A 15,375-nucleotide genomic window follows, 5' to 3' on the forward strand; every position below is an offset into this window, starting at 1 on the left:
AATTTCAATTATTCTGCTCCACGTTTGCTCACAATGAGTTCACCTAATTCAATAAGACGTGATCTAATTACATTGCGGCTAAGTCCCAATAGTTGTGCTGTTTTAACCTGATTTTGATGACAATAATGATATGCAATGCGCAATAATTGATCTTCAAACTGAGCATAAACTTTCCCTTGATGTTGCTGGAATAGGCTATGAAAAACTTCTTTTAATTTTGGATCAATTACTGGTTCAATTTTATGTTCATCTAGCTTAGGTTGATGTGACTGTGAAGGTGATTTAAGTAGGCTAAGGTCATCACTTTCAATCATGTTATTTTGACAAATAAGCAGGGCATGATGAATCGCATTTTCTAATTCACGGATGTTGCCAGGCCATGAATATTTTCTGATTTTATCTTTTGCAGCATCTGAAAATTCAGCTTTATTATAACCAAGCTGGGCATGGTACTTATCAATGAAATGATAGGCTAGGGGTAAAATGTCCCCTTTACGTTCACGTAATGGTTTAATATTTAATGTAATAACATTTAATCTATAATATAAATCTTCACGGAATTGGTCAGCGAGGATAGCCTGCTCCAGATTAACATTGGTTGCTGCCAGTACTCGAACATTGATGGGAATGCTTTTACGTGAACCTAGCCGTACAACTTCACGTTCTTGTAATACTCGAAGCAATTTGACTTGAATGCGTTTTGATAGGTCTCCAATTTCATCCAATAATAACGTTCCTCCATTTGCTGCCTCAAACCATCCAGCATTACTTGAAAGTGCTCCCGTAAATGCACCTTTTTCATGGCCAAAAAGCTCACTTTCAACCAGTGTTTCTGAAAATGCACCGCAGTTGACTGCAATAAAAGGTTTATTTCTGCGATGACTATGATCATGTATTTGGCGTGCAATCAGCTCTTTGCCTGTACCGGTTTCCCCATGAATGAGTACACTGGCTTCACTTGGGGCTATTTGTTTAATATATTCCAGTAATTTTTTTGATTCAGGATCATGAAAAACCTGTGCTGTCGCTTTATGTGAATGGCTCCGTTCCTTAATTTCGGGTAGCGTAATAATATCCTGATGCATCTAATTTATTCCTTCTTCCATATACTTTATGGACCGATCTGTTCTTTATGAGAGATTTGCTGAGTTTTAATATGATTATGAATAGAAGGATGCTTTGGGATAAATATCATTCAATGCCCATTGCCCCAAGTCCTTAATTTTATATTCCACGGGATCATGCAGACTTTGGGTTCGAACATTACGCCAAAAACGATCCAAGCATAAAGCAGCATGTGTGGCTCGGGCTCCTGTAACCTCAAAAATGCGATTACTGATGTCCAGGCTGGTACGAGTTGCCGCTACTTTTGCTGTAGCTACAGCCAGAGCAACCTCTCCACGTTGTGCTTCTGTTAAATTTTCAGCGATATCCCATGCCTGCTGTAATTTAGCTATAGCATTTTGATTAAGTAATTTTAATGACTCTAATGCTAACCAAAATTCACCATAATGACGCAATATATATGGGTCTTCATTTGCTTGATCAACACCTGATAAAAACCAGGCCTTAGATTCATTTCTTGTATAATGCTTGGCTTCTGTAAAAGCACCTTCTGCAACACCCAAAAACATGCTGACAAAAACCAGCTGGGCAATCAGAGGTCTAAGAGAAGAAAAAGGGGTACTTAACGGCCCAGGATCAAGCAGCATATCTTTAGCTTCGACACGCACGCGTTCAAAAATTGAACTTCCACTATCTGTTTGGCGTTGCCCAATATTATCCCAATCATGATAGAGAGTAATACCTGAACGGGAAGTAGGCACAGCAGCAATCAGTAATTTACCATTATTTTCATCAATCCCTGATGCAATCAACATCTCAGAATCTAAAGCCCCAGAACAAAAACTTTTTTTCCCTGAAAATTCGTACCATCCATCTTGATGTTTAACAATTGTCCGTTTATCAAGTGGGTTTAAGGCATTACCCCAAAACCATGATTTTTCTGCAGTGACTTTATACCATCGTTGCCATTGTTGAGCATTGCCAAATAGGCGGATAGTTGCAAGTAATAAGTGATGGAAACCAAAGACATGAGCGATTGAACTGTCAGCCTGAGCAAAAATTCGGACAACGTCAAAGGTATCTTTCCATGTACCTGAAAAACCACCAAATTCCTGAGGAATGGATAAAGACAATAACCCACTTTGACGGATTAGATCTCGTTCATATTTGGGCGTACCACCAGTTCTATCTCGGTGTATAGCAGTTTGGGCGAACTGTTGAGCTAAAAATTGTGCAGATGGAATGACATCTGAAAGACTACAAAGACGATGACTCTTATTTAAAATATTCACAATTTTTTATCCTGTATTTGGGTTAGCATTAGGTTAGAAATATAAAGAGGATTTTCATTTCAAATTTTTGATATGAATTGAAATGAGGATCACATTATGAATCGTCACATGAACGTCCAGTTAGAATAAGAAAGCCGTACTATCCCAAAAGTATCCGCACTTAGATTTGTTCTCAGAAATTGCCTATTACCATAGGTAAGTAAAAAACAAAAAATATCCATGCTTTATTCTCAAATTTATGATCTCATTTAAGCTGAGTACAAACATTATTCCAATGAAATAATTATTTAAATTCAATTATTTATAATAAAATTGTGGCTCATTGGTATTCTCCAAAAGAATGAAATGTTGATTTTCTGTTGAAACAGAAACACTTATTAACCCGAATCGCGGATAAGGTTTTTTCTTTAAAATCATAAAATAACTATAATTTTATGATTAATTTGAATCAGTTTTTAGTGTTATCAGATCAAATCATAGGCTTTTTTATGCTCAAACTGATGGATAAGTCTCAAGATGAATGATCTCTCTTCCTTAAGCAGGATTCGGGTTTATTACGAATATTATAAAGAGTGTGGAATAAATCAGAGTAAAAAGGTAAATAATTAAATTTAATATTAATAGCAGTTAATATTATTGGTTTCTTATTATTAAAACTTATTTAATAGCCATTACTGACCTTATTTACTGATGTAATTATTGAAACATCATATATAAGACTTCTTTCATAAATTATTTTAAAAACTAAAAATTGTTCGTAAAGCTGAAATTGAAAATAGATTTTAGTCGATATTAGAGTCATGAATGTGGCATGGATGCCACACGTTTCCCATCACGACAAGGATGTCGTGTATGGGAAACAAAAGGTTTTTGTCTACTTTTGACCTTTCAAAAGTAGAAAGATTGCCTACGAAAAGGTAAAAAATTAAATCCATCAAATGAGGCCGTGCTGATTTAAAAAATCAAATATTGAACATTTTTTGATTTATGAAAGAGATCTATAGATCATTTTTTCTTTATCAATATGATTATATTTGATAAATCGGTTTACATTTAACTTATTTATTTTGAATTTTGGAGATTAATTTGGATATCGTAAAACATCCCGAATCTCGTCAACTGATGCGTACGGTGAAAGCCAGTGCATATGTATTTGAGGACCAAAATTCAAAACGGCTTATGTCTTATATTGAACAAATTGCTCCGAGTGAGGCGACTGCTCTGATTATTGGTGAAACAGGTACTGGTAAAGAGTTGGTTGCTCGGAAAATTCATTTACTTTCAAACCGAAAACATCAGCCTTTTGTCGCGGTAAATTGTGGTGCGTTGTCCGATACTTTGGCAGAAACAGAACTATTTGGACATGAAAAAGGTGCTTTTACAGGGGCGATTAACCAGCAAATTGGTTGGTTTGAAGCAGCACAGGGAGGAACGATTTTTTTAGATGAAATTGGAGATTTATCACCTAACATTCAAGTTAAGCTCTTACGTATTTTACAAGAAAATGAAATCGTCCGTTTAGGTTCTCGAAAGACGCATAAGATTGATGTCCGGATAATTGCCGCAACAAATATTCGCCTTGAAGAAGCCGTATATGCTGGAAATTTTAGAGAAGATTTATATTTTAGATTAAAAGTCGCATCTTTGAATATTTTGCCATTACGCTTACGTATAGGGGATATCCTTCCATTAGCACAACATTTTATTGATGATTACTCACAGAGTCTGAAACGTAAATCACCTGAATTGAGTCCAGAAGCTCAACAGTTATTGCAAGATTATCATTGGCCTGGAAATATTCGTGAATTAGAAAATGCCATACATCATGCTTTGCTGGTGTGTAAAAATGGTATGATTCAAAGTTATGATTTTCAGCTATCAGGTTTCAAACATTCTTTGTTATCTAGTGAATACAATTTGTCTATTTATCAAAATTCGGATCAAACACTAAAACATATATTATTTAATTGGTTTGAGCAGGGCATTGAAGATCTTGATGAACTGCTGGAAGCAGAGATTACAGAAGCAGCTTATGAGTATTGTCATCAAAATCAATTACACACGGCTAAATTATTAGGTGTAAGCCGTAATATTATTCGAGCTAGATTAATTAAACATGGCTTATTGTCACCGAATACACGTATACAAGCTTCCGCATAAAATACTGCTTTAAAATATTCATGACCTCAAGAGATTACTCTTGAGGTTTTTTTATTGAGTATGAAATTCCTATTTTTCAATAGATGCATTTTTTACGAAAATTTAAGCTTTATAAAATTCACCGAATATTTTGAGAAATACTGGTTTTCATTAATTTGATGATTTTTTTAATTTTATAATACACATTAATTTGTGCTGTTGAGTGAACAGCAGTTATTCATCAATATTAAAATAAAATTGAGCAATATAAGTATATATTTTAAATAAAAATGTAATAAATACAATATCTTATTTTTGGTACGTTTTATGCAAAACAGATAATGTATTTATTGAAAATAGGCATACAAATGAAAGGTAAAATATATTTTACATTGTTAAATACCATTCTAATTTTAGGGTCAGTTAATACTCAGGCGAATGCCGCTGACTATCGTTGGCAAATTCGTGGCGCAGTTAGCAATATAGATCCAACATCATCTCCAGGAAGTATTTTTGATAAAACTGCAAAAGTTGATATTGAAGATACTTTCGGATTAACAGGAACGATTGGATATTTTGTTACTCCGAATGTTGCTTTAGATTTGTTGGTAGGCTTACCTCCAAAACACGACATTATTGTTGCTGGTGCCAATGCGGCGACCACTAAACATTTACCTCCCATTTTAAGTGTGCAATATCACTTTTCACCCAACGCAAAAATTAGCCCCTATATTGGTGCGGGGATCAACTATACCTACTTCTTTGATGAAAAATTGAAAAGTGGAGGGGATTTACATCTTTCTAGCTCTGTTGGATGGGCTGCACAGCTTGGTGCGGATATTCGCTTAACACCAGAGTGGAGTGTGGGTGCAGATGTTCGTTATGCTGATATTAAGACTGATGTCAAAATTAATGGCGATAAAGTGGGAAGTGTGGATGTAGATCCAACTATATATAGTTTAAATGTAGGCTATCGTTTCTAACAAAAAAACAATTTTTTATTGGTTATAAAATCTTACTGAACAGGAAAATAAAATGACAAACTTAAATATCGATCAATTTATTCAAACTTTGCCTACACAAGCAGCACATCGTATTCAATCAGAGGATGAGGCAATTCGTATAGCTCAACAATTGGCTGAACAATTTGCAAAAGAAGCATCTCTACGTGATCAAAAACGGCAACTACCTGTTGATGAATTGAATGCTTTTTCACAAAGTGGGTTATGGGCGATTACAGTTCCTAAACAGTATGGCGGTGCTGGTGTTTCATGGCGTACTGCTTTAGAAGTCATCAAAATTATTTCATCTGTTGACCCATCATTAGGCCAATTACCACAAAATCACTTGGTCATTTTGGAACATATTCGTTTAGATGGCACAGAAGCACAGAAAAAGTTCTTTTTTGAGTTAGTGCTAAATGGTGTACGTTTTGGTAATGCATTCTCAGAAATAGGCAATAAACATGTTGCTGATTTTAAAACTATTATTAAGCCTGTAGCAGATAATGCTAATCAATATGGTTTTGAAGTGAATGGTAAAAAATTCTTTGCGACAGGTGCTTTATTAGCACATTGGGTACCTATCGTGACAGTGAATACAGATGGTCTTCCACATTTAGCATTAGTTCCAAGAGAAACTCATGGTTTAACTGTGATTAATGATTGGTCCGGTTTTGGTCAGAGAACCACAGCTAGTGGTACTGTGACAATCGAGCAAGTAAAAGTACCTGTTGAACATGTTGTTCCAATTTATCAAGCATTTGCAAATCCAACAGTCGCAGGACCTGTTTCACAAATTATTCAAGCGGCTATAGATGCAGGAATTGCACGAGGCGCTATTCAGGAAACGATTCAATACGTTAGGCAGTATGCTCGCCCCTGGATTGATGCCAATCAAGAAAAGGCAACAGATGATCACTATACGATTGCAGCAATTGGGGATTTGAAAATTAAGTTGCGTGCTGCTGAGGCAGTTCTAGATTTGGCGGCAGACCAGATTGAAGTAGCCACGAATCAAGCTGATGAAGAAAGTGTTGCTGAGGCATCTGTGCTGGTTGCTGAAGCGAAGGTACTAACAACGGAAGTAGCTATTCTTGCAGCGAATAAATTGTTTGAATTAAGTGGTACACGTTCGACTCTGGCAGAACTTAACCTTGATAGACACTGGAGAAATGCGCGGACTCATACTTTACACGACCCAGTGCGCTGGAAATATCATTTAGTAGGAAATTACTTTTTAAATGGTGTTAAACCACCACGACATCCTTGGGCATAACCTATCAGTGAAAAGCTCCATTATTAAAATAATGGAGCTTTCTTATTTTTTAAGCCGATAAAAATAGGCCGGCGTAACAGAATCAATTAAAAAGAAAAGGATTTACTTAATCCAAGGATCACTTTATTGTCATGACCATCAAGATCAATTCCGACATAAGAGAATTTTGCAGAAATACCATCATTAAAGGATTTGGTTAGAGAAAGAGAATATGTGAAAAACTCATCTAGACCACCAATGCGTTCCTGATCAAAGGTATCACCGAATGCATAGCCAAGTTGTGGAGTTAATGTCACACTTGGTTTGAGCTGAATATCTGCCTGAGTTGTAATATACCATGCAGATTCATCCTGATTCTTTGGATCTGGTAAATATGCATTACGGTCAGGTGTAAAATGTACTTTCGCACTTAAATTAACAGGATGTACATTTTCTAATTTGTAGTTAAGTCCAGCATATACTTCATAAGTATTGTATTTTGTTTGATTGGGATAATTTAAATAATATAAACCAACATCAACTCCCAAATTGTTATTAAGCTGAGTTGCATAACCTCCATAAATATCCCATTCAACATCACTGTCTACATTGCCATCACCATCTTTATCATACCATTTTACATTAGAAGCAAAACTGCCTAAATAAAGACCAGAAGCATGATGGTAATCAATGCTGCCTTGAAGGCTTACTCCTCCAGTTTGATCCAAACCCCGGGCATAATAATCACTCACTGCACTAATATTTCCAGTAGTCGCTGCATAACTGTAGATACTTGATAAAGACATAATGGCCAGTAAACTAGAACGAATATAGTGCTTAAGATGTGATTTTGATTGAGCCATAGTAAAGTTCCATAAAAAATAAGTCTTTTGTATTGGCATTTTTCATGCCATAATTAAATTATTGATTTGTAATAATTATTTTTTATTTCATAAACAGTAGTTGTATATTTTTTTTAATATTTGTGGATTTAATGTTGTATTTTATAAATGGTGAAATTATTTATTCTGAAACTTTTTCATAAATTGAGCTTCATCATTAAGATTTAAAAAAGGTTTCTTAAATTTTTTACAATTGCTGGAGTAAAGAATAAGGTGGATTTAATTTAATTTTTAAAATTTCAAAAATTACCTTATCCGTAAGTATGTCTAAAATAATACATCAAAAAAAACGTTAAATTAATGATATGTCACATCATTTTTATATTACTGTCAATGCCGATGCAATCAGTACACCATTTCAAATCCCAAGACAGGATTTGAACAAGATTTTTAAGTGATTCAAAACACTAAATCTAATTTGGGTACAAGATTTTTAAAAGTATTAAAAATGCTTTTAAAAATCATTGGTTTATAATTGGAGTTGTTTTATTAAATCTTATAAAGATTTTAATTTTCCAAACAATGACAATCATAATTAAAACACCAACTGAGTATGGTCTTTAAAAGGTCTCACAATTTTGTGAGGTTTTTTGATTTTTCAGAGGCATGAATTTGAGCAAACAGCTAAATTTTTTAATGCATGGTGAAGCTGAAATTTATTTTAATAATGATAATTCTTGTCTGACAAGAATTAAGAAATAACTCAAAGCAAACGTTGGAAAACTATTTCTGCATATTCTTTGTACTTTGCTTTGTGGTGCTATCTTTTAATCAACTCAAAGAAAACGCGCTCAGTAAAAAGAATTAAATGGTTATAAAGTACTAGTCCGCTTACCTCCACCTGGTTAAGCGGGCTTTTCAAATATTTAATAAATCATTAATTAAGTTTTCTTAATAATGTGATTTAATTAACATTATTTTATATTTTGGTATATTGTGCCACTGAATATTATTTGATTAGTGTACAAAATACCCAATAGAAACTAGCTGTAGTTTCTAAAAGGACTTTTCCATGGTCCTTATTTTATAAGCCCCATACCAATTCTAAGTGTGGGCTTTTTTTTATATGAGGGAAAGCTGTAGATCTTATTTAATTCCACTTAACACTGGCACTGTATTAGGCATGGGTTGTGAGTGGAGTTTAAGGAATTCAGTTAAAAAAACGGTGGGGTATGATTAAGAAAATTATCAAATCTATTTTTTGCAAGCATGATTACAAATTGATTCGAACTATTCATGGGGATCAGATTAATCAATTAAATGCCCGTAGTGAATGGCAATGCAAAAAGTGTAAGTGGATTACCTATAGTTGTTATGTAGACCGAATCAAATAACATCATATAACAAATACTATCTCTATCGTTGATATTTGATATGGCATTTTTAATGCTTGATAAATCATTAATTAGCATCGATTAATAGTTTGATTTGGTTAATATTATTTTATTTTTGGCATATTATGTCACTGAAAATTTATTGAATAGTATGCAAAATAACCATCAGAAACATCTGTAGTTTCTAAATTACCCTCCAGGAGCCCCAATCCCCTGGAGGGTTTCTAGTTTATATAAGTCCCATCACCCTTACCAAAGTGTTTTTTTTTTTGCCTGGAGAAAAATGATGCTCCAATTCTTGATGTGTTTATTCGGCCTGCATGATGCCACTGAAATCGATTACACGATTGATGATGAAGAAATCAAAGTGTGCCGAGATTGTTTGAAAGAAGTTAAGTGATAATTGATCAAAAAAATACGATTAATTAAATTAATAATCATGTTTTTTTTATTTTAATAATATTGAAATAATTTAATCCTATATTCAGGGAAAACAAAAAATAACTCCAAAAATTCTAAGGTATTAGCGCAATTAGGCCTGTTTAATTTGGGAGAGTTAAACAGGTTTTTTATTGAAAGATTTTTATATTTTGTCGAAAGTATTACGACATAAACCCCGTCATTAATTTGTCGGGGTTTTTCTTTTTTAAATTGATCATATTTTGTTACGGTTTAAATAACGTATGTAATTCATTAGTTTAGTGTTTTTGATTAATAAATTATATTAACTTGTTGTTTTAATAGAATAATTATATTTATTTTAGGTTTTTTGTAGGTGTTGTTGCTTCATCACCTTATGAAAATAATGGAGCTTTAAGATGAAAATAGCAAAATTTACAACCACATTTGATGATCTATTTGGCTGCTATTTCCGCCGATGGAATCTTCCTGAAGATGGAATTATTGAAACAGAAGTATGTGTATCTTGTTTGGTTGGAGATGCTTTAAATAGATTTCTAAATTATTGTACCGAGCATGGATATGTACACAGTGTTGAGGAGGTCAAAGATAATTTGATTTTACTTACTGTTCACTTGAAATGATTGGATTGAAGCCGAAACCCCCTCTTACTTTGGTGATGAGGGGTTTTTCTTTTCTTATTGGTGATTCCATGACAGACAAAGTGCAAGCGAAACAAGACTTAGAATTTTGCAGTGCTGAGCTGTCTAAGTATTAGGGTTTAAACCGGGCCGGGTTGATTCGAAATGAGTTGCTGGCGATTGATGGCCTCATGATTAAGCTGAAAGAGCGTATTAAGAATTTAAGATAGGCTTCGTATGCGTGACCATAAAAGACTGGCTGCGGTTCGGTTATTGCCTTGCATAAGGTGTGGGAATCCAAATAGCCAAGCGGCTCATTCGAATAGTGCTAAGCATGGTAAAGGGCGCGGAATTAAAAGTTCAGATTTATTCACGGTACCGATTTGTGTAGTTTACCATCAAAAATTTTACCGTTTTGAATTGGGCACTCAGGCCTAGAGTGAAGCTATGTTTGATCGGTGGTTGGTGAAAACCAATCGGATATTGCAGATGGAAGATAGAGAAGTTTTTTAGTGTATGATTATTGTGCGACTAGGGTAGCTCCCGAAAAGCATTTAACCTGAATGCCTGTCGCACCAATCAATCAGATTTTTTGATAGAGGTATCAAAATGAATTTACGTATCGAATTTGAAAATGATATGCAGGATTGGGTTAACGCTTTAGGTCATCCGAAATGGAATGATGAAGCTGGACTTTATGAAGAACAAGAATGGCAACTTGCGTGGGTAGCTTACAAAAGATCAAAAAAATCAAACTCTAGTATTTTAAAAATAGTTAAGGCTAACGCACCAGAGGAGGCAACGCATTTTACATATGAACCAGACCTTAGTGTTGTTAGCTACTGGCGCATAGTAGATGGTTGTGTTGAGTCATGGTCAGATGATGATCATTGCTGGATAACCTACCAAAATTCCGTCAAAAGCTATAATGACTTTATATTATCTCAACTAAAGTCATTATGAATTTTAAGTGAATGAACCAAGCCACCATTATGGTGGTTTTTTTTTATGGGTTAAATCTATGACCTGTCCAGCCTGTAAACAAAGCCGTGAATAGATGAAGAAACAATATAAGCGATCAAAAGAAAAAGAATGCTGCTGTGCCTGCAACAGCTTAGTGGTCGAGCTACTTTTAAATAAGGAAAGCTCACCATTGTGCGTGCTCATCAACACAGTACCGGAAAAAAAAAGATCAGGCGATCGGACGCAGTAAAGGTGGCTTAAGTACTCAAATTCATGCCCGTACTGATGCTTTAGGCAATCCAACAGGATTTTATCTCACTGCCGGACAGGCTCATGACTTAAACGGTGCTGATGTGCTGCTTGACTTATCGTTAAGTCAGACTTGGCTCATGGATAAAGCCTACAATTCCAAGGATCAGGTGATTGATCCAATTCATAAGATTAATGGTCAGATCGTGATGCCGTCCAAAAGTAACGCGATTGATCAGCGTGATTATGACCAACATCTTTATAAGGCAAGACATCTGATCTAGAATTTCTTCGCCAAGCTCAAGCAGTATCGAGGTATTGCCACACGCTATGAAAAATTGGCTCAAAACTTCCTGTCAGCGATTTACCTTGCCTCAACAATAATCTGGCTTAATTGATGACACTCCCTAGAATAAAAGAGACCGTGGCTATAGCCACGGTCTCTTTTATTTAGATGGGGTAAATTGGGGTAACTCAATTTTTAAAAATAACTATAGTTTAGATATTTAAATGCCTAGTTAAACTACCGCCATCATTCAAAAAAGCCTTAAATCTTTAGATTTAAGGCTTTTTTATTGGCTGATTCTGTCAGTTACAAGCAACAGTTTGTTATAAGTAACAACGTCACCATTTTGAAGTTTAACCGTACTTGCTTCAGTGTTGATTTTTTATGAAGGCATGGATGGTTTCGATGTTGCTTATGTCATTAGGCTGTTAACTCTGCAGACACGATGCCGAAGCCCGCAATCCACTCACTGATGTCTTCATAGCAGTGCGTTGTCATTTCGTATTCGCCAAGTTCACTAAATGCCGCAAATGCAGCCATCCATGCACGAACTTCCTGACCACCACGACCACCGTCACGACGGATTTCAGCTTCAGTCATTGCCTCTAATGCAGCGAAATCCGCGTTTTTGAATTTTTCAAGCAATGCCAGATCCCACTCAGGGCTTAGGGGTACAGAAACGCTCTTATCACCTGCAGCCAGACGCTGACCAACAGAAATCACATTTGCCTGACGGGCGTTACGTGCTTCCACTGTCGGGTTACGACCCGCAATCAGGAATTCTTCCACTTCTGGTGGTACAGAACCCATTTGTGGAGTCGGTGGATCGTGTGACAGACCACCTGTACCCAAGACAAGTACTCGCTCATTTTCAAGGTTTAAAGATTTGATAAACTGACCTACAGCACGACCTAATGCGATGGTACGCTTGGTGGTGGGCATGGGTGCTGCAGCGCCATTAATAAAAACAGGAATCGTTGGATAACGATCAAGTTGGCCTTCGCACAGAAAATGCAATGGCTGGGTCACCCCATGGTCGGCTTGCATGCGATAAGAATACGCAACATCCACACCTTCATCCAGTACACGGCGAACCAAAGCCAGTGCCTTGTCTTCAGGTACATCAATACGATCATTGTCCTTACCATAGTCCCAGTCACCTGCCGCTTTGGCACGAATGCCCACGCAGAAACTTGGCATCAGGTCATAGAAGAAACCATTAAAATGGTCAGGGCCAAAAGTAATGATCAGGGTAGGGTCATAAGCTTTGACTTCAGCTGCCAGTTTAGCAAAGGCATCACGAACCACCTGTTCTTTGCGTTTTTCCTGAGGTGAAGCAAATTCCATTAACGGGCTATGAGATGCACAAATAAGTTTAATAGCCATAAGAGACTCCTTAAAAGGAAGGCAGCCTAAGAACAGGCTGCCGATAAGTCCGTTTTGATCAGACTTGATTTTTATTCATCAAAGCATCTGGCATGCAGCTGGCGGAAACCACGAGTGTCCAGATTACAAATTGACAAATAAAAATCTTATTCATTAGAAGAACACACTCAGGTTATGTGAGCTATAAGTCACCTGATCAAGGGTGATTTTACGGTTGAAGATCTCAAAGCCTTGAGCCGTATCGACTTTACGGATCTTGTCGTGACGCTTACCACAGTAAATCGTAATATCTTTCTCTTTTTGAGAACGGTATAACAGGTAAGTCACGTACACATCGTATTCGCCTTCTACTTCAGTCGGCTCTACGATTACATTGCTCACCATGTGAGTGGTTCGTGATGGAGGCTCTTCAGCCCATGCCATACCTGTCTCAAGACGAGCTACACGACGCTCTAACAGGAATTTATTATCGTTGAACACCCAAGTTGTAGGTGGTTCAACTGAACGGCGACGGTCACGTGTCTGTGCATTAGGGGTAGTACGCAGGACGTAAGAAACGTCGTCTGCCATAACATCTAGCCACTCACGGAATTTCCAGTCGTCCAGCAATTTTGCTTCACGATAAAGAAACTGACTAATTTCGTGTTGAAGTTCTAAACTGATCTGACTCATTTCATAAGCTCCTTCTCATATTCGTCAGCTGCTTTTTCCACATCTTCCCATTTTTCATGGATTAATAAATCTGCCCAACGACGGTATAAGCCACGTGCTGCAGTTTCAGAGAAAATATAGCTGGTAATACCAGGGACACCATCTTCACGTACTTTTTCGCTGCCTTTACCCATCTCAACGATCAGTTTGTTTTGACGAGCTTTGTAACCGCGAAGTACTTTCTGGATTTCTACCCAGTTCTCAGAGTCATCTTGCTCTAGGAAACCAGCAGGACCGAAGGCACGCGTTGCAGAACGTTCAAATGCGTCTTTTACTTCTTGTGATGCGTCAGCATCACAGATACAGAATGCCCAAACTTCAGTTTTGTTTGGACCACGTGGGTGCCATACGCGAAGTGTTGCGGTACCGTTCAACCATGACAATGTCGGGAACATGGTGTTGTGACCTGCAAGACGCAGCGCACGAACTTCACCAAGACGTTCTTTCACTTCTTCGTAAGTTTCACGGAAGTAGTTGGCAACTTCACCATCCACCCATACGTTTGCATCTGGTTTTTCTGTGAAGAAGAAGCCTGAACCGTGACCGCGTGAACCAAATTGAATCGCATCTTTGGCAGTTTCCCAGACTGGACGAGGTGTTTGTGCCGCACCTAAGGTCTTGGTAGATTCATCATCTGGTTTTGCACCCAGTACCTGTACTGCAGAGGCGTGTGAGAAGAGGGCATGGTATTGGTCAGACGCGAACTGCTCAGCTGCGAATTTCCAGTTACATTCAATTTCCCATTTATGTACACCACCTACGATGCAAGTACCACCTTCACGACGATCAAGCACACCGTCTAAGTACCACGCCATGTCGCCCATGTAGTCGATGAGGTCAGGTGTTGTTTCATCCCAGCAGCCAAATACCAGGCCTTTGTAAGATTTAACACGGGTTACTTCAAGTAATCCCCATTCTTTTTTACAGGCACCCTGTGGGTAAGCACGCTCTTCAAGCGGGATGTCTTTTAAAGAACCATCAATACCGTAAGACCAGCCATGGTATGGGCAAGTGAACGCACGCGTATTACCACAGTCAGCGAAGCTTACACGCATAGAACGGTGACGGCACTGGTTTAAGAATGCTTTGATTGAGCCATCTTTTTGACGAGCCACAATAATTGGGTCTTCACCCATGTAGGTGTTGAAGAAGTCACCAGCTTTAGGAATCTGGCTTTCATGGCAAAGGAATAACCATGTACGACCGAAGACACGTTCAAGTTCTAATTCGTAAATGTCAGGATCTGTATAGATCGATGGCGTGATACGTCCATTTTGTGCATCGACTAAAGCGTCGATTTCGCGCACATCAATTTTTCCACTCATGAAAAGCTCTCCTGTGACCAGTAATGGCACAAAGTAATAGACTCAACTTTTCAACGATGATGAAATATTTGGGTGAATTTAAGGAAATATTTTTTTTATTTTAATTGATATATTTCACGGATTATTATTGTGGTAATAATTCCTATTAAATTACTCGTGATTATAATTTATTTTTTTAATTTAACGAGTATATTTTTTTGATTTTTATGATAATAATTCCTACTAAATTACTTGTATTTAAAATGGGTTTTTTTAAAAAATATTTAATTAAAATATGGTATTTTTTTGTTAAAATACAGTATTTTATAATAAATTATTTTATTTAATTGATATGTTTTTCAATTGTTGTGGTAGTGATAATTCCTACTGAATTACTTGTATTTAGGATACATGATTTTATTTTAAAGGAGATGTTTATAAATTACTG

General features: G+C 36.6%; 12 protein-coding genes and 1 pseudogene. 7 read left to right on the top strand and 6 right to left on the bottom strand.

What is annotated here, in order from left to right:
* Positions 1 to 8: 8 nt before the first annotated feature.
* On the bottom strand, positions 9 to 1,085 hold the full coding sequence (locus WAE57_RS09975) for a sigma-54 dependent transcriptional regulator (RefSeq protein WP_086176596.1): 1,077 nt from the start codon (positions 1,083 to 1,085) through the stop codon (positions 9 to 11).
* Between the two features lie 75 nt (positions 1,086 to 1,160).
* The gene (locus tag WAE57_RS09980; RefSeq protein ID WP_237787867.1) at positions 1,161 to 2,357 is read right to left on the bottom strand and encodes an acyl-CoA dehydrogenase family protein; all 1,197 of its coding nucleotides are present in this window, start codon (positions 2,355 to 2,357) and stop codon (positions 1,161 to 1,163) included.
* A 1,086-nt stretch (positions 2,358 to 3,443) separates the two neighbouring features.
* Here WAE57_RS09980 and WAE57_RS09985 point away from each other — a divergent pair.
* From WAE57_RS09985 to WAE57_RS09995, 3 genes are all read left to right on the top strand, one after another.
* Entirely contained in the window at positions 3,444 to 4,517 is a 1,074-nt protein-coding gene (locus WAE57_RS09985) for a sigma-54 dependent transcriptional regulator (RefSeq protein WP_337710530.1), read from the top strand.
* A gap of 347 nt (positions 4,518 to 4,864) precedes the next feature.
* On the top strand, positions 4,865 to 5,479 hold the full coding sequence (locus WAE57_RS09990; protein WP_237787865.1) for an OmpW family outer membrane protein: 615 nt from the start codon (positions 4,865 to 4,867) through the stop codon (positions 5,477 to 5,479).
* A 52-nt stretch (positions 5,480 to 5,531) separates the two neighbouring features.
* The gene (locus WAE57_RS09995; protein ID WP_337710531.1) at positions 5,532 to 6,773 is read left to right on the top strand and encodes an SfnB family sulfur acquisition oxidoreductase; all 1,242 of its coding nucleotides are present in this window, start codon (positions 5,532 to 5,534) and stop codon (positions 6,771 to 6,773) included.
* A gap of 86 nt (positions 6,774 to 6,859) precedes the next feature.
* Here the strand turns inward: WAE57_RS09995 and WAE57_RS10000 are convergent, their stop codons facing one another.
* A complete protein-coding gene (locus tag WAE57_RS10000) occupies positions 6,860 to 7,615 on the bottom strand; it encodes a TorF family putative porin (protein ID WP_337710532.1) in 756 nt (251 codons plus the stop codon).
* A 2,191-nt stretch (positions 7,616 to 9,806) separates the two neighbouring features.
* On the opposite strand from WAE57_RS10000, the gene WAE57_RS10005 reads away from it, so the two are divergent.
* The 4 genes and pseudogenes from WAE57_RS10005 (at position 9,807) to WAE57_RS10020 (ending at position 11,524) form a co-directional block, all read left to right on the top strand.
* Complete coding sequence (locus tag WAE57_RS10005) at positions 9,807 to 10,031, top strand: hypothetical protein (RefSeq protein WP_337710533.1); 225 nt, start codon at positions 9,807 to 9,809, stop codon at positions 10,029 to 10,031.
* A gap of 234 nt (positions 10,032 to 10,265) precedes the next feature.
* Positions 10,266 to 10,541 (top strand): annotated as a pseudogene (locus tag WAE57_RS10010) (hypothetical protein).
* Positions 10,542 to 10,637: 96 nt separating this feature from the next.
* Entirely contained in the window at positions 10,638 to 10,991 is a 354-nt protein-coding gene (locus WAE57_RS10015; protein WP_337710534.1) for a hypothetical protein, read from the top strand.
* Between the two features lie 173 nt (positions 10,992 to 11,164).
* Positions 11,165 to 11,524: a transposase gene (locus WAE57_RS10020; RefSeq protein ID WP_337710584.1), complete on the top strand. Its 360-nt coding sequence runs from the start codon at positions 11,165 to 11,167 to the stop codon at positions 11,522 to 11,524.
* Between the two features lie 422 nt (positions 11,525 to 11,946).
* On the opposite strand, the gene WAE57_RS10025 is transcribed toward WAE57_RS10020, so the two are convergent.
* From WAE57_RS10025 to hcaE, 3 genes are all read right to left on the bottom strand, one after another.
* Positions 11,947 to 12,912 (bottom strand): 3-carboxyethylcatechol 2,3-dioxygenase, encoded by a 966-nt coding sequence (locus tag WAE57_RS10025; protein WP_337710535.1) that lies wholly within the window; start codon positions 12,910 to 12,912, stop codon positions 11,947 to 11,949.
* A gap of 153 nt (positions 12,913 to 13,065) precedes the next feature.
* Entirely contained in the window at positions 13,066 to 13,584 is a 519-nt protein-coding gene (gene hcaF / locus WAE57_RS10030; protein ID WP_337710536.1) for a 3-phenylpropionate/cinnamic acid dioxygenase subunit beta, read from the bottom strand.
* Positions 13,581 to 14,948: a 3-phenylpropionate/cinnamic acid dioxygenase subunit alpha gene (gene hcaE / locus WAE57_RS10035; RefSeq protein WP_237787859.1), complete on the bottom strand. Its 1,368-nt coding sequence runs from the start codon at positions 14,946 to 14,948 to the stop codon at positions 13,581 to 13,583. The genes hcaF and hcaE overlap by 4 nt, the downstream gene beginning before the upstream one ends.
* Positions 14,949 to 15,375 lie beyond the last annotated feature (427 nt).

Source organism: Acinetobacter sp. NS-4 (assembly GCF_037402435.1).
In the GTDB taxonomy this organism is placed as follows: Bacteria; Pseudomonadota; Gammaproteobacteria; order Pseudomonadales; family Moraxellaceae; genus Acinetobacter.

Bases quoted from the DNA above. Each gene is read 5' to 3' on its own strand.
- WAE57_RS09975 (WP_086176596.1), bottom strand. From the start codon at position 1,085: ATGCATCAGGATATTATTACGCTACCCGAAATTAAGGAACGGAGCCAT.
- hcaF (WP_337710536.1), bottom strand. From the start codon at position 13,584: ATGAGTCAGATCAGTTTAGAACTTCAACACGAAATTAGTCAGTTTCTT.
- WAE57_RS10000 (WP_337710532.1), bottom strand. From the start codon at position 7,615: ATGGCTCAATCAAAATCACATCTTAAGCACTATATTCGTTCTAGTTTA.
- WAE57_RS10025 (WP_337710535.1), bottom strand. From the start codon at position 12,912: ATGGCTATTAAACTTATTTGTGCATCTCATAGCCCGTTAATGGAATTT.
- WAE57_RS10015 (WP_337710534.1), top strand. From the start codon at position 10,638: ATGAATTTACGTATCGAATTTGAAAATGATATGCAGGATTGGGTTAAC.
- WAE57_RS10005 (WP_337710533.1), top strand. From the start codon at position 9,807: ATGAAAATAGCAAAATTTACAACCACATTTGATGATCTATTTGGCTGC.
- WAE57_RS09995 (WP_337710531.1), top strand. From the start codon at position 5,532: ATGACAAACTTAAATATCGATCAATTTATTCAAACTTTGCCTACACAA.
- WAE57_RS09990 (WP_237787865.1), top strand. From the start codon at position 4,865: ATGAAAGGTAAAATATATTTTACATTGTTAAATACCATTCTAATTTTA.
- hcaE (WP_237787859.1), bottom strand. From the start codon at position 14,948: ATGAGTGGAAAAATTGATGTGCGCGAAATCGACGCTTTAGTCGATGCA.